This is a genomic window from Spirosoma sp. SC4-14 (assembly GCF_037201965.1).
Classification (GTDB): domain Bacteria; phylum Bacteroidota; class Bacteroidia; order Cytophagales; family Spirosomataceae; genus Spirosoma.
Genome location: NZ_CP147518.1, coordinates 5,379,899 through 5,398,461 on the forward strand (window position 1 = coordinate 5,379,899; position 18,563 = coordinate 5,398,461).

The window sequence follows — 18,563 nt, forward strand, 5'->3', positions numbered from 1 at the left end:
TTCTTATGTTTATTAAGAAAACTTTCTTACGTTTACTACATGAAAACAACAAAAGACGAAAATCCCTCTTCATCCGAACCCACTAAGTCGGAGCTGGAGATTCTGCAAATCCTCTGGAAGTACGGTCCATCCACGGCCCGATTCGTCAATGATCATCTGAATCAGCATACGCGCAAGGTCATTTATATGTCGACGCTGAAACTGATGCAGATTATGGTTGAAAAAGGTTATTTGAAAAAAGACGAAAGTCAGATGAAGCATATTTACTGGGCTGCCGTTGAAGAATCGAAAACGAAGGGAGCCTTATTAGACCGGGTGGTCGATACGCTGTTCAATGGTTCGGCAGGTAGTCTGATGATGCAGTTGCTGGGCAACAAAAAAATTGACCCCAGCGATATGGAAATGTTTCGGGAATTGATCAAAAAAATCGACCAAAAGCAATAATCCGTTATGACAACGCTTTTCACCCAATGGTTTTCAGAACGGCAGGTCAGTGCCATTTGCTGGACATTAATACACTCATTCTGGATCGGGCTGATTGTGGCAGCTCTGGCCGGGCTAGTTATTACCAGCACGCGACACTCGTCTCCGCGCCTTCGCTACCGGCTTCTCTGCGCCTGTCTGATTCTGTTTGTCATGGCCACCGGCGTTGCCTATTATCAGGAACGGGTGCTTCCCGAACAAGCAAAAATCAACCAAAATGAAGCCAGAAACTACGCGCCAATTTCCGATTTGGTAACCCGGCAACAGCACATCGTTTCCATTCAGACAGTATCGATAAGGGCGCGATTGACCGAATTTATTAATGTCAATAGCAATTGGATTGTTGCGATCTGGCTGTTGTTTTTTGTATTGAAAAGCCTGCGAATGGTGAGTGGACTGGTTTATATCGAGCGAATTCGGTCGTATGGTGTGTATGCCCCGGCGAAGGAATGGCAACAGAAAGTTGAGTCGTTCAGCAGCCAGTTGGGTATCCGCCAATCAATTGCTTTAGTTGAATCTCAGTTAGCAAAAATTCCCGTTACGGTTGGCATCCTGAAGCCGGTCATTCTGGTGCCGGTTGGCTTGTTGACACAATTGCCTGCTGAACAGATCGACACCATACTCTGGCATGAACTGGCGCACATATATCGGCGCGACTATTTGATAAACCTGCTGCAAAGTCTGGTCGAAACGGTCTTCTTTTTCAACCCGACCCTACTCTGGATTTCCGCATTGATTCGCAACGAACGGGAAATTTGTTGCGATGACATGGTGCTGGCTCAAACAACTACCAAGCGTCATTATCTGGAAGCCCTGCTGGCTTTTCAGAACAATTCTTACCAGCCTGCCAGTTATGCCATGCCGCTGGGGTTTCGGAACCAGCAACTGATGGATCGACTCAGGCGCATGGCAACACAGGAAAATAAGCGACTAAGTGTAGCCGAAAAAATTGCCCTCTTGTCGGGATTGCTCCTGTTGCTGGTTTCCATTTTTGTATCGAAAGCAACTCCAGAAGTTCATCAACAGATAAAGGTCGGCAAGACAAAGTCGACCACCATCTCCACTGGCGCATTAACAGCAACAGATCCAATCCGGTCTGTTGCTAAGCCAAATCAGACGAAGCGTCAACAGGAGAGGGAGTTTGAGCAAGAGCCAGTTGTTCTGTCCGATAGCAACCGAATTTTTACGAGTATCCTGTTTGTCAACAACAACCATGATAGCGTTAATCGGGAAATGAGGGTGAAGGACGATCAGGGCAATCGATACCATCTGAACATTGCCAATAGCCAACTGGTCGCTCTTGAGGTGAACGACAAAACAATTCCAGCAACAGATCTGAACCAGTACCAAAATTTACTGCAGCAGATTGATCGTGCGATGGCTGAAAAACGGCAGCAAAAGCAGAAAAAACGCGACCAGGTTATTGCCAGCATGAAAAGTGAACGAGACCAGCAGTTGCAACAAGACAAAGAAGCGTATTTGACGAAAAAAGCTCATCTGGAGCAACGGAGTTTGAATGGAAAAACGGAAATGCCAGCTTCGAAAAAATTGCTCGAACCTCTCCAAAACCCTGACAAGCCGGAGAAAACGTTCAGTCAATCGAAGAAATCGGGTTTTTCGTTAGCCGATAGCCTGGCGAAAGTGCAGAACCTGGAGAAGAAAAAGCAGTCCATATTGCCCGATATAAGCCACGATCAGGAGCGGGTGCGTGGCGTGATTGCCGCGCTGGTTGCCGAAAAAATAGTTGCCGACCCATCGGATATAGACTGGTTTGGGTTAAGCACCGACGAACTCATTGTGAATGGACAAAAGCAAGCCAACGCCCTGCAACAGCGACTAAAAACCCAGTTTGGCATTAAGCCCAACTACGGCTTATACTACGGCCCGGTAAAGATGGTCGGTACGGGCATCTTTCTGGACAAAAAGGACCTAAGTCGCTGACCTGTCCGAACTGCCCTGCTGTTTGCAACACTAAGCGTGTGCGGAGAAAGGTAGTGGGTTGTGTCAACTTACTGCCATCTCCAAAATAGAATAGAACTTGTGCCAGGTTGATGAGAAGAGTTAAATTTGGGAAACCTAATTTGTATTTATCTCTAGCTCAATGCACACGCTGTTACCGTTTTTGCTTACCATGATAGCCGCCATTGTGCTATTGAACATGTGGGCTAGCCAACTAAAAATTGCTTATCCGATTCTACTCGTTATAGCCGGGTTGCTCGTCAGTTTTATTCCAGGGCTACCTCAGGTGAGCATCAATCCCGACCTTATCTTTTTTATTTTCCTGCCACCACTTTTGTTTGAAGCCTCCTGGACCGTTTCATTCAAAGAAATGAAGAAATGGTGGCGTATTATCGGTAGTTTCGCCTTTCTGGTCGTGTTTTTTTCCGCTTTAACAGTAGCGATAGTGGCTCATCAGTTCCTGCCAGGGTTTACGGTTGCCTTAGGTTTTCTGTTAGGCGGAATCGTATCCCCACCCGATGCGGTCAGTACTGGAGCTATTACCAGATTTGTCAAAATCCCTAAGTCCACTTCGGCTATTCTGGAGGGAGAAAGCCTGCTCAACGATGCGTCTTCGCTGATCATTTTCCGCTTTGCATTGGTGGCAGTTGGTACGGGGCAGTTCATATGGCAGCAAGCCGCTCTAAGTTTTTTATGGATGGTTATAGGTGGTGCGGGCATTGGCCTGTTGATCGCCTGGATTTTTGTTAATGCCCATAAACGCCTTCCTCTCGATGCCCAGTCACATATCGCTCTGACGCTTATTGAGCCTTATTTTATGTACTGGATAGCTGAGCAGGCTCATTGTTCGGGTGTACTGGCGGTAGTGAGCGGGGGGTTGTTCATGTCGGCCCGACGACTGGTGTTTCTTAACAGTGCCAGTCGTATTCAAAGCTTCAGTGTTTGGGAAAGTTTTGTCTTTATTTTGAATGGTGTTGTTTTTTTAATTATCGGTCTGGAGCTTCCCGAAATTGCTGAAGGGCTACGCGTTGAAGGTATACCCTTGAGTACTGCCATTGGTTATGGCGTGCTGATAACGGGTGTCTTAATTACTGCCAGAATGATTAGCTCGTATGCCGCTTTACTGGCTACGATTATCTTTCGTCCTGGCGTAGTGCCTCGTGCCCGTTCCAATCGAAGGCGTTGGCTGTTACCCCTACTTTTGGGCTGGACAGGTATGCGGGGAGTGGTATCGCTGGCTGCGGCTTTAGCCATTCCCATTACGTTAGATGATGGCACCGCTTTTCCCAATAGGAATCTCATTCTAGTTGTTACGTTTGTCGTAATACTACTTACACTTCTGGTGCAGGGGCTTACACTTCCTTATTTTATAACCCGGTCGGGCCTGTTTGACGGCTTAATCGAAGATGAATCCCAAAAACAGGCCCGACAAAAGATGAAGCAAGGGTTAAAACAGCATGTATATCAGTTTCTGAAAACTAAATATGAAAACGAACTGAATGGCCACACCGGCCTGGAGAAATTTCTCAACCAATGGGAAGAGCGAGCCAAAGCCACCGATGATAGCTGGATGAACGAAAAAACGAAAGCCATTTTTGTGGAATTGCTCGAAAGCCAGCGGCAGTACCTTAGCGAACTAAACAAAGACCCGAAGATTGACGAAGAAATAATTCGACAGCAGTTATATCAAATCGACCTGGAAGAAGAACGGTTAAAGATTATTTAATCGGTATCTGCTAAGTTGAAAAAAGCCACCAGTCTTAATGTAAAAAATACATAATAAATGAAAAGCGTAGTAGATTCGTAACAATTTGTTAAACCCTTGCTTTACAAACCTTATGACTCTACGAAATTGGCAACTTCTTTTCAGTTGTCTCCTGCTCCAGACTACAGTGGTCCTGTCCCAGGTTCCCCGAATGCCACCGGTTAAATCGCCGGAAGTGACCGACGGTGGACTGATTTTCCGGCTGCGGGCTCCAAACGCCAGGGAAGTGATTCTCGACATCGAAGGTGTGTCGAAGGAAACGATGGCAAAAGACGATCAGGGTGTCTGGAGTTTTACTAAAAAACTCGAACCCGATGTGTATGACTATGCCTTTGTGGTCGATGGTCTTCGTATTCCCGACCCGGCCAATCCAGTTGCCAAGCCCTGTTATCAATGCAATGGTCAGAGTCTGGCGCATATGCCGGGACCGGCTTCACTGAGTTGGGAGATCAAGGACGTACCCCGTGGTATCGTCGATCACCATGTCTACCGGTCGGCGGTGATGGGCGAAGATCGCGATTATTATGTGTATCTGCCCCCCAACTACGACCCCAAACGCAAGGAACCTTATCCGGTATTTTTCCTGCTACACGGCGCCACCGGTACGGCTCTGTCGTGGATCGTAAATGCCCAGGCCAATATCATTCTGGATAATTTGATTGCAGAAGGCAAAGCCAGGCCCATGATTATGGTTAACACGCTGGGATACGGCGGTAATGAGAAATATACGGCCGAGGTGCTTCAGGAAATCATACCCCAACTGGAAAAAACCTACAATGCCGCCAAAGATCGAACCCAGCGGGCTATTGTTGGTTTGTCGATGGGTGGTGGAACGGCATTTTATACCGGGCTGAACAACCTGGACCATTTTGCCTACGTGGGCGGCTTTAGCAGTGCAGTTGGTTTTGGAGGATCTCGTCCGGCAGCAACGGCTTCGCCGGACGAGCAAACAAAAGCAATGATGGACGTCTTCGCCAAAACCTATCCGAAATTGGATGAGAGCGCCAACAAACAGCTAAAGCTCCTCTGGATTTCGTGCGGAGTCGATGATTTTCTGTATCAGAACAACAAGCATTTCAAGGAATATCTGGCGTCGAAAAAGGTTAGGTTTAAAGAGGTGGAAACGCCCGGCGGACATACGTTCATGGTCTGGCGACGAAACCTGACCGACATTGCCCCGTTGCTGTTTCGGTAAGGGCTTTTCCCAAAACCTAAAAGGTTTTAAAAACCTTTTAGGTTTAAGCATCCTCCGCTGTTGCCGGTAAAAATCGGAATACCTTATGATCGGCATAGAACGTTCCGCCCGGAAGAATCGACGCCAGAAAAGCCATAGCCGTTTTTCCTGCCGACCAGCCATATTCGGTTTTAGCCTGAATAATAACCAGTACATACCAGATGAACAGCACGCCATGAATTGGCCCCAGAATCTGTACGGCCTCAGGATGGCCACCAAGTCGTTTTAGTGGTACGGCAATAAACAACAGAAGCAGGTAGGAAATCCCTTCGGCGAAACCCACAACGCGAAGCCGGATTTTGAGCGAGTTGAAAAAATGCATGATTAGTCGTTTGTATACTTAAAATGTTCGGTACAATGGGCGGGTTGCCAGGGGCGAAAAGGGCCAGGGAATAGCGATCAAAAGTACGAAAAGGGTAATGGTAAAATAAATAGCGATTGTCTTAAACTTCTGGTGTGACGTCGGCTGTCGTTTCGCCTTACTCGACCCGATGGTCATAATCACTACTGCTGTGAACATTAGTCCGATATGAATCAGACTAAAAAAACGAAACTCGGGCGACTGACTGGCATCGGGCGAAAATTTCCAGTAATAACTTACAATTGGACTTTGAACATACAGATAAAAACCAACCAGCAACTGCGTATGGGCAATCGACGTAGCTATCACCCGCACTGCCTGATCGATAGGCCGGTACGAACGCGCCCGTAGCCAGCCCGAATAGCTGGTACTGAGTGCGATCAATAAACTTCCCAAAACCAGCCATCGCAGGGCATTATGAACAACCAGAAGAATGGAATAAATCATGGAATTGCTGAAGCCTGAATACGACCACAAAGGTCTGGCACCTTACCGAAATGCGTTTAGGCCGAAACGGGATAGTTTTAGTCAAAATCAATCATTTCCTTAATTTTAGAAACTAAGTTTATCTAAGCATTTTCATTCGCCATTCAATTTGTGTTTTGCCTTAATCGTCTCGTATAATTTGCCATAAGGAACAGAATTAGTTAGCCGTTGCAACGATTTCAATGTAATAGAATGTTGGCTTCGGGTGTATTCATTAAGTTCCTTTGTTGCCATGATATAAAATTCCCAGTGATTCATATTGAGTGGGTCAACCGTCAATTTGTTCTTGTGATATAATAAACAGAAAACGTAAATGTCAGCATACCGTTTCTTTTCAGATGATTGCTTATTGGTTAAACTGTCCCAGTGTAAAGCAGCTTTTGTGCTAAATGAAATTTTAGAAAATGCTCTTTGAAACCAAGATTGAACATAAGCTGCAGATTTTATCTCAAGTTTAATACCATCAGAAGTTTCTAAATCGTATGCTGCCCATTCGTCTCGCACAGTAGTCTTATCAATATTTGTGGCTGTCGCAACTATAAATTCCGCAAATCGTCCTCTAGTCGCATTAGAAAGGATATCTGAAACGCTCCAACGCCAAAAGTCAAGCAGCGAACAGTCCAACGGCTTATTATTATAGGTCAATTGTTCTTGACCTGATTTAATTGTCGCTTTTATTTGATTTAATTGCATGTTTGTTTAAGGTTATGTTGTATTGCTCATAACTGCCTTATTTCCTACAAACTGGCTCCTGAATTGAGTGGGTGTTAATCTCGTGTATTTTCGAAAGAGCTTTCCAAAAGTCGACTGATCTGGAAAGCCCATTTCGTGGGCAATCTGGGCTACGGTCAAATCCGACTGTACAAGTAATACTTTAGCTTCCAGCACAACCCGTTCATCGATCCAGACGGAAGGCGATTTACCGGTTCGGCTTTTCACTACCTTGTTCAAATAATTCGGGCTCACGGCCAGCCAATCGGCATACTGACTGGCAAATCGGGTTTCGCGAATACGGATCGTTAGCAAATCCATAAAGCGCTGAACAAGTCGTTCGCCCATGTCGGTTTTAGCTGACATCGGACCAATATACGCCCGGTCGATTTCGGCAAACAGGGCCAGCAAATACGGCCGGATTAACTCAGGTTTTGTTGCTCCGTTTTCCTGATATTCGATAGTGAGTCGAGTCAGAATCGTATGAACAAACTGCGTTTGCTGATCCGATAAACGGATGTACGGATTGCCTGTCAATTTCAAAAAATCAAAATCGATATCACTACCCGCACTTAAAATCAACTCCTGACTGATAAACGACATAAAACCAACCGAATCGGGTTGAATGGTATGGAGCGTAAAAATCTGAAGTGCGGGCACAATGACCAGTTCCTGCGACCGAAGCGTATAAGCTTGATGGCCAATCGTAATGTCGACCCGACCGCTATTGACCATAATCAGGGCATGGTTGCTGGTGCGTGAGGGCGGCAGCGGCAGCCTGATAACTGGCCAGCTATATTCCAGTGGCGCAACGATAAACTGATTGAAATTTTCTTTAAATCGATCGGCCCACGACGCATCTCTGATCAGGAAAAGTTCACGGGCCATTGCCGGGCTAATGGCTGGAAAAAGATCGCTGGGTGTCATAGCGAATACAACAACTTACTCGCCCGGAATGGCCCATCGGCCGCCTGTAAGAGCTTCGCTCTCAATCGGGGATTATAGTTCGGGCGGTCGGCCAGAAATTTGCGGATCAGTCGCACGGTTTCGGGTGTCTGATAACTCGACAAGGTTGACCGGAGCCACGATTCAGGAAAGAAAATATCGCCCGTTCGCTGTATTTCTTCCAGCAATTCCAGACTCTTAGGCAGGTATTTGACGGAGCTTTCGGCCCGCAGCGGGTGATGCAGATACCCTAGTGCCGCCGTTACCCAGGCTTCGTGTTCGCGATTGGCTTCCGATGCCAGCGACGCAAAAAACTGATCCCGTTCCGCTACGTTCGACGATAGGGCAGGCATCATAAATTCCAGCCGTTTCTTCCGATCCGGGTTTTTGATACGCGTCAGTTGCTTGGCCAGAATGCCATCTGCCGGATAATCGCGAACGGCCAGCGCCAGAGCCAGACTGGTGTAGTCGTCTTCGGTGAGGGTTACGCCTGCCGGTGCTTTCTGATCGCGCCAGATTGCATACAGCCCGTTGCGGGCTTCGGTGCTGAGGGCAATGTTCTGGTATAGCCGAAACAAAAGTTTCTTCTTACCAGCACTCGTTTCCCGTTCCATGGCCTGCCAGGTATTGTGTTCAACGGCAACAGCCAGCGCCGGACGGCTTTCGGGCCGGGTATAATCCCAGACAATGCTGGCCAGTTCGGTGGTCAGCAACCGCAGGTTCAGTTCTTCCGATTCGTTGGCAAGCAAGGATTGATATACAGAAGCTAACTGCGCGGGCGTGATTAGCTTTCCCGACAGCATGTTCTCATACAAATTGATGTAAGCAGCCGCCCGCGTTACCGGATTTTTGATGGTTGCCAGTTGCGGAATCATAGCCGTATCGACCGGAAACACGCCATAGCCCTGCCCCGACGAATTGAAAACAACGAACAACGGAGCCGGTTTGCCAGCCGCTTCGGCCAGCGTAACCTGCGGCTGATTCATATTAACGGTTAGCTCTTCGACATGATCGGGATAGACCAGCGCCACTTCGAATCCCTGCGGCCACAACCGTTTAGACCCATCTTCGCCCTGTTGCGATATGACAAACCGGCTGATTTTACCGTTCTGTTTGTCGAACTGATACGAGAAGGCTGGTCGTCCGGCTTCATTTACCCATACCTTGTTCCAGGCTTGCAGGTCGGCAGGTGTGTGTGTATCCAGAATCGAAATCAGATCGTTCCAGGTCGCATTGCCGAATGCATACTTTTTCAGGTATTCACGCAGACCATCGCGCAGGGCGGCTTTTCCCATCAACCGTTCCAACTGGCGCATCATGATCGGAGCTTTGTGATAGATAATGCCCCCGTAAAGAGTTCCGGCTTCCTGCAAATTGGCCAGCGGTTGGCCAATCGGATTCGCGCCTTCGGTACGGTCTACCCCATAAGCGGCCGGAAAATGATCGACCACAAACTGAAGATCGTAATTGGATTCGGGGCGGTCCGACGCTTCGGAGGAGACTTCCGTAATTTTATCGGCCATAAAATTGGCAAATACTTCTTTCAGCCATACATCGTTGAACCAGCGCATCGTTACCAGATCGCCAAACCACATATGCGCCGTTTCGTGCGAAATCAGCGTTGCCCGCGATAGTTTCTGGTCTCGGGTGGCCCCGTTGTCGAGAAACAGGCTCGACAACCGGTAGTCGATGGCCCCAACGTGTTCCATACCGCCGTATTGAAAATCGGGAACGGCCACAAAATCGAATTTCTGAAACGGATACGGAATCTGCGTGTAGTCTTCGAGGAATTTCAAGGCATCGGCATGGAGTTTAAAAATCAGGTCAAGGCTTAGCTTAATTTTGGCGGTATCGGTTTCGCGGTGGAAAAGCGTCATAGGCCGCTCGTCGAGGATTCGGCTAACGGGCGTAAACTTCCCGGCAACGAATGAAAATAGATAGGTAGGAATTACTTCCGACTGACGAAAGCGGATGGTTTTACGATCACCGGCCGTAGTTGAATCGTTGACGGCCGCGTTGGTCATGGCCTGCCAGTGGGCGGGAATTGTCAGCGATAGCTGGAATTTAGCCTTCATATCGGGCTGATCGAAGCAGGGAAATACCGTTCGGGCGCGGTCGGGAACGAGCAGAGTATAGAGATAGTCGTCGTTCCGGTTTAAGGATAAATTCCCGGCCGTAAACCGAATTGAAATTGTATTCAATCCCGGCTTCAAAAAAGCAGTAGAAATCAGCAGATGTTCGCTCTGGAATACAATAGAAACGGACTTTCCATTGACAGAAACCGTCTGCAAATGAGCGCGTTCTTCCTTAAAATCAACTTGAACTGGCGATGCGTTTTTGGTCCAGTTAAACGTTATTGATTCAGTCGCTGGAATAGGTTGGTTTTTTTGCGCAGGAATGTCGAACTTTAAAGCATAAGCCACATCGTGGATGGTTTGTTTCCGGGCTTTGGCCAGCATCTGCGAGACACCCGTTTCGACGGCTGGTGATTGACTCAGGGCAGGCAGTTGGCTCCCCAACATGGCTAGAAGAAGTGCAGTAATACCGTAACGCATCATAGGAAGTTGTTGGTCATTGGTAATTAGTCATTAGTTATTTGTTATTAGCCACAGAGTACAGAGAGTTTTTAGTCAGTTGTATGTATTTTCTGTGGCCAATGACTAACGACTACCCATGACGAAGAATTAGGTCAAAAATAATGCACACTATGAAACGGCCTGTTACTTTTCGGATTGAAATTCGGCTAATTGCTCTCTTTTTTCTGTTTTTTTCTCCCTGGCTGCTCTGCCGAGCCAATTCCGTGCTGATTCCGATGGACGATCAGCAGAGCAATCACCTCAAAGCCTATGGTATTGCTTATAAAGTACTAAAGGACAATGAGGATGTCGATTGGTTGCTCAACTACCGGGGCGGTAGTTTTATGATGAAGCAAACGCAGGCTGTTGAGACCGAATGTCGGGTTCGGGGCGTTTCGTTCGAGGTCATATCCGACGCCAAAGCGGCTTCTATCAAACAGCAACTGGCCGATCCGGATTTGAATATGAATGTGGTTACACTCCAAAAAGCGGCCAAAATTATTGTCTATTCGCCCGCTAAGGTAGGTCCGGCCGAATTTGAGAATACCGATGCGGTATTGCTGGTGCTGACATACGCCGAAATTCCATACGAGCTGGTCTACGACGAAGAAATACTCAAAGGTGAATTGCCCAAGTATGACTGGCTTCACCTCCACCACGAAGATTTTACGGGCCAGTATGGCCGCAATATGCATCGCATGTCGCTGGCCGATATTAAAGCCCAGGAAGAAATTGCCCGTAAGTATGGCTTTTCGAAAGTATCGCAAATGAAGCTGGCTGTAGCCAAAGGCATTAAAGAGTTTTGCGCGGGTGGCGGCTATCTCTTCGCTATGTGTTCGGCCGCCGAAACACTCGATATAGCACTGGCGGCCGATGGCGTCGATATTGTCAGTAGTGTTTACGACGGCGACGGTGTCGATCCTGATGCACAGGATAAGCTCGATTTCTCGAAAACACTGGCGTTCGGCAACTTTACGCTCGAAGCGGATAATGGCTACCGGGGATTTTCGACATTCTCCGACATCAACTCGGCGGGCGGACGTGGCTACGACCAGGCAAGTGGTTTCTTTGAACTGTTCAATTTTTCGGCTAAATGGGACGTCATTCCGTCGATGCTAACCCAAAATCACCAAAACATCATCAAAGAGTTTTTTGGCCAGACGACAGCCTTCCGTAAAGGTGCGGTGAAACCAAGTACGTTGGTTATGGGCGAAGGCAAAACCTCCGACCGATACATTTATGGGGAAGTGGGCCGGGGCCAATGGACATTCTACGGTGGTCACGATCCTGAGGGTGTGCGTGGTGGTGGTGGCTTTCGTAACCCTACCGACCTGAACCTCCACCCCCACTCGGCAGGTTACCGACTGATTCTGAATAACGTGTTATTCCCATCGGCCCGGAAAAAGAAACGTAAGACCTAGATCGGATGAAGGAGTCGCTAAGGCTCCTTTTTTGTGCGATAAACGTCAGGATATACACAAACTCATATAGGTATGCTAGTAGGAGTTCGTTGGGGCACGGTGTAAATAAGACCCTATCAGAACATCAGCAAACTATTTTAAGGCAGCGTTTCTCGGTTTCCATTCCTCAGGAGGTAAAGAAAACACAATATCCAGCTTCAGTTTGCCACTTCGGGCACCATTATGCAGAAAAGAAATCTTTGCCCGAGTCTCATAAAAGTCGCCATGCCAGACCTGATTTACCTTACCGTTTGGTAACTCACATCGAACCATTACTGCTGGATGGCTAAGATACTCGACCAAGATAAGTGCCCCTGGCCCATCGACTTCGCCAATTGCCCGTACTGACAAATAGCCACCAGCCTCCCTATTGCTAGTTGTCTCTCTTCCCACATAAAACGTAGTATCGTCAGCCAGGTTTGTCAGTTCGGTATGCGTATCAGGAATAGGCGTTGAAAAGAACATAGCTGCTAAATCGAGCATAACAATAGCAACAGGCACCAGTACAGTGAATGCCAAAACCTTCACCAGCCTACCTACCCAACGAAACAGGTTTTTCGTATTCTGTTCCATATCCTTTATACCATCCATGCAATTCCCGGTCAGCCCACTTCCAAGTAAACAAATTTCCGAAAAATGCCTCCTATTTGTAATCGCCGACAACAAAACTATACTCTATAGGTCGGGACACCTGTTAATCTCCTCAATCAGATAAATTTATTCCCGATTCGTATCGGCACGAATTTCGTAGCCTTTTAGGCATGGTTTACAACCACTTAACCTAAAAATTAATCGATCCAGTAACTCATTGTTATTTTTGACTAAAGCACCTAATCTCCTTTCTATGCAGCTAGTTATTCAGAACTTATCCAAAACGTATCCTAACGGCGTTAAGGCACTAGACAATGTATCGCTTACCATTCCAATGGGTATGTATGGCCTGCTTGGCCAGAACGGGGCCGGCAAATCGACCCTAATGCGCACACTGGCTACTCTGCAGGACGCAGATACGGGTACCGCCCAATTAGATGACCTCGACTTACTCAATCAAAAAGATGCGGTACGGCGCGTACTGGGCTATTTGCCGCAGGAGTTTGGGGTTTATCCAAAAGTTTCGGCTACGGACTTACTGGACCATTTTGTCGTTTTAAAAGGGATCACCAATAGCCGTGAGCGGAAAGAACTGGTTGAGGCTCTGCTCCACCGGGTTAATCTGTATGAACATCGCAAAAAAGCCGTTAGTAGCTACTCGGGCGGGATGAAACAACGGTTTGGCATTGCGCAGGCCCTTATTGGGAATCCTAAACTGATTATTGTTGATGAACCCACGGCTGGTCTTGATCCTGGCGAACGGAATCGCTTTTACAACCTATTGTCAGAAATTGGCGAAAATGTGATTATAATCCTGTCTACTCATATTGTACAGGATGTTATGGAGCTGTGTAATAATATGGCTATTATTCATCGGGGGCGCGTTTTGTATAGTGGATCGCCCACCGCGTCGGTAGAGGAGTTGAAAGGAAAAATCTGGGAGAAGTCGATAACCAAAAGTGAACTACCCCTCTATCAGGAACGCTATAACGTTATATCGAGCAAACTGGTAGCAGGTAAGCCGCTGGTACATATCTATAGCGAATTGGCTCCCGATGCCGACGCAACGGGCTTTGTGGCCGCCCAGCCTGATCTGGAAGACGTATTCTTTTCGACTATTCAGAACGATGCGCTGATGGTGCGCTAACGATAGGCATCTGTCGACTTTTCTGTTTCATCCACGTCCCTGGCGTGCCAACCCGCTTGCCTCCATGTTTCTACACTTGTTTACGTTCGAAATACGCTACTGGCTTCGTCAGCCAATGGTATACATTTTTCTGCTTGTCAATGTGCTGATGTTTGCCTGGGCTGCCGCTTCCGACGACCTGACCATTGGCGGCACGTTTGGCAATATCTACAAAAACTCCCCGTATGTAATTCAGAATCAATACGGCATCTGGTGTGTTTTTGCTTTGCTCATGACAACAGCATTTGTTCAGAGTGCTGCCATTCGCGACTTCACATATAAAACGAGCCAAATTGTTTTTTCGTCGCCCATCCGTAAAATTGATTACCTCGCCGGGCGTTTTTTAGGCTCATTTCTGGTGTCGCTCATTCCCTTTCTGGGCATTTCTATTGGCATCATTCTAGGTACCTGGATTGGTCAGGCAACGGGTGCAACCGACGCCGACCGCTATGGCCCAATTGTCTGGTCGGCCCATCTGAACAGCTTTTTGATCTTTGCCATACCGAATACGTTTCTGGCGGGTGCATTTATTTTTATGCTGGCATCTCTGACACGTTCCTCCATTACGGCCTTTATTGGCGCAATTGTGTTATTGGTAGCGCAACTGATTGCAGGTACTTTTCTGGGTGATGTAGAGAATGAGCATCTGGCCGTATACTTCGATGCCCTGGGCTACGGGCCATTCCAGCTTATTACTAAATACTGGACCGTTAGCGAGAAGAATAGCCGCTCGGTGGGTCTGACCGATCTGCCCGAACTGATCAACCGATCGATCTGGGTTGGCGTTGGTTTATTGTTGCTGGGAGTCACCTTCATACGATTCTCGTTCGAAGAGAAAGTTAAAAAAGCCCGCAAACGTAGCGAAGCCATTGCCGAAAGTGCAGCAGACATCGGGAAAGCTGTTTTCAAACCCTTGCAGCCTCTGCCCCGCGTTAGCCTGCACTATGGCTGGTCGGCACAATGGACACAAATGACGAGAGTATTCAAAACCGACTTCTGGGGAACGGTTAAAGGGACGGCGTTCATTGTTATTCTGTTTGCCGGATTGCTGAACATGGGCTTTTCGCTGCAATATGCAGGGAAATTCTACGGTTTGAGTTCATACCCTGTCACCTATCAGGTTATTCAACTCATTCGCGGCACAATTTCGCTGTTTCTATTCGCCATCATTATTTTCTATTCCGGGGCTATTATCTGGAAAGAGCGTGACGCCGATCTCGATCAGATTTATGATGCCATGCCTCATCGGAACTGGTCGGTGTTTGTTGGCAAGTTTCTGGCTATGCTGGGCATTGTTGCCATCATTCAGCTTTTGTGTATTCTGGCCGGTATTACGACTCAGCTTCTGATGGGCTATTCTAATCTGGAACTGGGTCAGTATCTGGTCGAATTTCTGCTCATCGATATGCTTCGCTATGCGCCAATCATTATCCTTTCCATGCTGACGCATACACTACTCAACAACAAATATGTTGCTTTTTTTGCGGTGATTGCGCTACTCATTGCCAATGCATATGCCTGGACACCACTGGATATCCAGAGTAATCTTGTGCAGTACAATGCCTCTCCCAATTATCGATATTCCGACATGAACGGCTGGGGCCCATATGTTGTATCGCTGGCTTGGTTTCGGATTTATTGGCTACTGTGGGCGGCTGTGTTGAGTATGGTAGCGATTCTGTTCTGGGCAAGAGGTAAAGACATGGCCTGGCGCGCCCGGTTCCGGTCAGCAAGGCAGGCATTGGTTGGTCCCAATCGGCTGGTATTGGCAGGCTTAGCGACAGCACTACTACTGGTAGGCGGGTTTATTTTCTATAACACCAATGTGCTGAACCACTATCAGACGAGTAAAGTGCAGGAAAAACAGCAGGTCGCCTACGAAAAGAAATACAAACGGTATGCAAACCACCTGCAACCCCGAATTAGCACCATAAACTATAGTATCGACGTCTATCCCGGCGAGCGAAATCTAGTTGTCAATGGTGATTATATGCTTGTCAATCGAACCGAAAAACCGATTGATTCGGTCCATATTGTGCTACCCAACCGGTTAGCGTATAGCCTCAGACTCGATCGTGCAACCCTATCGCTAAATGATTCATTGTTACAATACCGCATCTACAAACTTAGCCCGGCATTAGCTCCTGGCGACTCAATACACCTGCGTTTCACCACCCGAAAACGTACGAAAGGCTTCGAAAACGAAGTACAGTATACCAAACAGATTAACCAGAACGGCTCTTTTTTCGACAATTTTGATATTGCTCCGCAAATTGGTTATCAGGAGCAATACGAATTGTCGGACAAAAACGACCGTAAAAAGTACGATTTACCCGAAAAAGCCCGTATGCCTGCACTGGAACGGAACTGCACGGGCGATTGCATGAACAATTACCTAAGCAATAACTCCGACTGGGTTATGGTCGAAACAACAATCAGTACCTCACCCGACCAGCTTGCTGTTGCGCCCGGCTCACTACTTAAAGAATGGAAACAAAACGACTCAACCGGTAAACCCCGTCGGTATTTCCACTATAAACTCGATCATCCATCGCTCAATTTCTATTCATTTATTTCGGCACGGTATGAGGTAGCTCGTGAAAAATGGAACGGCATCGATGTAGAAGTTTACTACGACAAAAAGCACCCTTATAACGTACGGGATATGGTTGAGTCGGTTAAAGGATCACTAGCGTATTATACCGAGCACTTTGGCCCTTATCGGCATAAACAGGCAAGAATCATTGAGTTTCCCCGGTACGCCAGTTTTGCGCAGGCTTTCCCCGGCACGATGCCCTATTCAGAAAGTATCGGCTTTATTTCCCGTATCGATCCCGAAGAAGATATCGACATGGTTAAGTATGTGGTAGCCCACGAAATGGGACACCAGTGGTGGGCTCATCAGGTAGTGGGTGCCTATATGCAGGGAGCCACTATGCTTTCGGAAACACAGGCCCAATATTCGGCACTGATGGTGATGGAAAAAGCGTACGATAAAAGCCGGATGAAGCGTTTCCTGAAGTATGAAATGGACCGTTATCTATCTTCGCGCGGAACCGAATCGCTTAAGGAGGTCCCTCTGGAGCGAGTTGAAAACCAGGGATACATTCATTATAATAAAGGCAGTGCGGTTATGTATTACCTGAAAGAACTGATCGGCGAACGCGCCGTAAATAAGGCGCTGCAAACGCTGATTGAGCAATATGCCTATCGGCAGCCACCGTATCCGGTTTCTTACAATCTGGTCGATCTATTCCGCCAGCAAACACCCGATTCGCTGCAGTCGGTCATTACTGACCAGTTTGAGCGTATCACCATTTTCAACAACCGGGCCACGGCCGCAACCGCCAAAAAACGCCCGGACGGCCAGTATGAAGTAACGGTAGCCGTACAAGCCGAAAAGTTTTACGCAGACTCACTGGGTCGTGAAGCACCTACCACGTTGAACGACCTGATCGATGTAGGTGTATACGGCAAACCAGCCAAAGGCAAAAAGCAAGGTAAGCTTCTGGCCATTCGACGCGAACGTATGCGGCAAAAAGCCGGAACGTATACGTTTGTTGTGAAAGAAGAACCCTTTGAAGCCGGAATCGATCCCGTTAATTTTCTGGTTGACCGCTCGCCCGACGATAATGTAAAACGGGTCGACAACTTATAATAAACGACTAATCCAGACCGATTGCAAAAGGTTGTTCAGCTCGTTAGTGGCGCTAAGGCTTATCTTCTGCGCAACTAATTATTTGAACAACCTTTACAGTAACTACGCCCCATTAAGAGCCTTTTTCAGCCATAAGGCCCAAATCATTACTTTATGAATGTAGTTATCCGTTTAATCGCCTGTGTTATCCTTCTTTTAATCGGTATACCGCCCGTTGTGGCCCAGTCTAACGCAAAAGCAGATAAAGAAGAATGGATCCCACTCTTCAACGGAAAAGACCTGCGCGACTGGGAGATAAAAATTGCGGGCCTTCCCTTGAACAATAATTATAAAAACACCTTCCGCGTAGAAAATGGCATCCTGCGAATCGCCTACGATCAATACAAAACCTTCGATGGTAAATATGGGCACATGTACTACAAAAAGCCGTTCTCGTATTATATCGTCCGGTTTACGTATCGATTTGTAGGTAACCAAATACCCGGTGGCGATTCCTGGAACGTTCGTAACAGTGGCGTCATGGTTCATTCGCAATCGGCAGCCAGTAATTCTCTTGATCAAACCTTTCCGGTATCGCTGGAAGTACAACTGCTCGGTGGCCTGGATAAAGGAGAACGGCACACGGCTAATCTCTGCACGCCCGGCACGCAGGTGTATATGAACGGTAAACTTCGGGCCGAACACTGCATCGACTCCGACTCCAAAACCTATAACGGCGATCAGTGGGTAACGGCTTCGGCTATTGTGCTGGGCGACTCCATCGTTCATCATCTCATCGGTCGGGATACGGTCCTGACGTATGAAAAACCGCAGATAGGAGGTGGTTTTGTGAGTCACGACCACGATTGGAATGCGGGTCATTTTAGCAAAGAAGCCGCCAACTACTGGATCAGCCGGGCCAACACGCCTTTAAGTACGGGCTACATTGCCCTACAGGCTGAAAGCCATCCTATTGATTTCAAAACTGTTGAAGTCCTGAACCTGGAAGGCTGCACCGACCCTAAAGCCTTGAATTACAAATCGTACTACGTCAAATCTAAAAACACAACCTGTCGGTATAAATAGTATTCGGTTTACGGTTGCTCCGCAGTAGAAGGATGTATGCTAACAGGCAGAGCCACCGTAAACCGAATACCGTAAACCATCTC

General features: G+C 47.5%; 14 protein-coding genes. 8 read left to right on the forward strand and 6 right to left on the reverse strand.

What is annotated here, in order from left to right; all coding sequences use genetic code 11:
* Positions 1-39: 39 nt before the first annotated feature.
* The 4 genes from WBJ53_RS21960 to WBJ53_RS21975 all read left to right on the forward strand — a co-directional run bounded on the left by WBJ53_RS21960 (position 40) and on the right by WBJ53_RS21975 (position 5,402).
* The gene (locus WBJ53_RS21960; RefSeq protein ID WP_338870139.1) at positions 40-444 is read left to right on the forward strand and encodes a BlaI/MecI/CopY family transcriptional regulator; all 405 of its coding nucleotides are present in this window, start codon (positions 40-42) and stop codon (positions 442-444) included.
* A gap of 6 nt (positions 445-450) precedes the next feature.
* Positions 451-2,424, forward strand: coding sequence for a M56 family metallopeptidase (locus WBJ53_RS21965; RefSeq protein ID WP_338870140.1), 1,974 nt, complete (start codon positions 451-453; stop codon positions 2,422-2,424).
* A 160-nt stretch (positions 2,425-2,584) separates the two neighbouring features.
* Positions 2,585-4,168 (forward strand): Na+/H+ antiporter, encoded by a 1,584-nt coding sequence (locus WBJ53_RS21970; RefSeq protein WP_338870142.1) that lies wholly within the window; start codon positions 2,585-2,587, stop codon positions 4,166-4,168.
* A 112-nt stretch (positions 4,169-4,280) separates the two neighbouring features.
* Positions 4,281-5,402, forward strand: a complete 1,122-nt coding sequence (locus WBJ53_RS21975) for an alpha/beta hydrolase-fold protein (protein WP_338870144.1) — start codon at positions 4,281-4,283, stop codon at positions 5,400-5,402.
* A gap of 43 nt (positions 5,403-5,445) precedes the next feature.
* Here the strand turns inward: WBJ53_RS21975 and WBJ53_RS21980 are convergent, their stop codons facing one another.
* The 5 genes from WBJ53_RS21980 to WBJ53_RS22000 form a co-directional block, all read right to left on the reverse strand.
* Positions 5,446-5,763: a DUF3817 domain-containing protein gene (locus tag WBJ53_RS21980; RefSeq protein ID WP_338870146.1), complete on the reverse strand. Its 318-nt coding sequence runs from the start codon at positions 5,761-5,763 to the stop codon at positions 5,446-5,448.
* An 18-nt stretch (positions 5,764-5,781) separates the two neighbouring features.
* Positions 5,782-6,249, reverse strand: a complete 468-nt coding sequence (locus WBJ53_RS21985; RefSeq protein ID WP_338870148.1) for a hypothetical protein — start codon at positions 6,247-6,249, stop codon at positions 5,782-5,784.
* A 132-nt stretch (positions 6,250-6,381) separates the two neighbouring features.
* Positions 6,382-6,981, reverse strand: a complete 600-nt coding sequence (locus WBJ53_RS21990) for a hypothetical protein (protein WP_338870150.1) — start codon at positions 6,979-6,981, stop codon at positions 6,382-6,384.
* A gap of 12 nt (positions 6,982-6,993) precedes the next feature.
* Positions 6,994-7,926 carry a helix-turn-helix domain-containing protein gene (locus WBJ53_RS21995; protein WP_338870152.1) on the reverse strand — a complete coding sequence of 311 codons (933 nt, stop codon included), beginning with the start codon at positions 7,924-7,926 and terminating at the stop codon, positions 6,994-6,996.
* Positions 7,923-10,499 (reverse strand): M1 family aminopeptidase, encoded by a 2,577-nt coding sequence (locus tag WBJ53_RS22000; RefSeq protein WP_338877217.1) that lies wholly within the window; start codon positions 10,497-10,499, stop codon positions 7,923-7,925. Before WBJ53_RS22000 ends, WBJ53_RS21995 begins: the two co-directional genes overlap by 4 nt.
* A gap of 257 nt (positions 10,500-10,756) precedes the next feature.
* Between WBJ53_RS22000 and WBJ53_RS22005 the strand changes: the two genes are divergently transcribed.
* Positions 10,757-11,941, forward strand: coding sequence for an asparagine synthetase B (locus tag WBJ53_RS22005; RefSeq protein WP_338877218.1), 1,185 nt, complete (start codon positions 10,757-10,759; stop codon positions 11,939-11,941).
* 132 nt (positions 11,942-12,073) lie between these two features.
* Here the strand turns inward: WBJ53_RS22005 and WBJ53_RS22010 are convergent, their stop codons facing one another.
* Positions 12,074-12,553 (reverse strand): hypothetical protein, encoded by a 480-nt coding sequence (locus WBJ53_RS22010; protein ID WP_338870154.1) that lies wholly within the window; start codon positions 12,551-12,553, stop codon positions 12,074-12,076.
* A gap of 271 nt (positions 12,554-12,824) precedes the next feature.
* On the opposite strand from WBJ53_RS22010, the gene WBJ53_RS22015 reads away from it, so the two are divergent.
* From WBJ53_RS22015 to WBJ53_RS22025, 3 genes are all read left to right on the forward strand, one after another.
* A complete protein-coding gene (locus tag WBJ53_RS22015) occupies positions 12,825-13,718 on the forward strand; it encodes an ABC transporter ATP-binding protein (RefSeq protein WP_338870156.1) in 894 nt (297 codons plus the stop codon).
* A gap of 64 nt (positions 13,719-13,782) precedes the next feature.
* Positions 13,783-17,415, forward strand: coding sequence for a M1 family aminopeptidase (locus WBJ53_RS22020; protein WP_338870158.1), 3,633 nt, complete (start codon positions 13,783-13,785; stop codon positions 17,413-17,415).
* Between the two features lie 153 nt (positions 17,416-17,568).
* On the forward strand, positions 17,569-18,480 hold the full coding sequence (locus WBJ53_RS22025; RefSeq protein ID WP_338870160.1) for a DUF1080 domain-containing protein: 912 nt from the start codon (positions 17,569-17,571) through the stop codon (positions 18,478-18,480).
* The last annotated feature ends 83 nt before the right edge of the window (positions 18,481-18,563 follow it).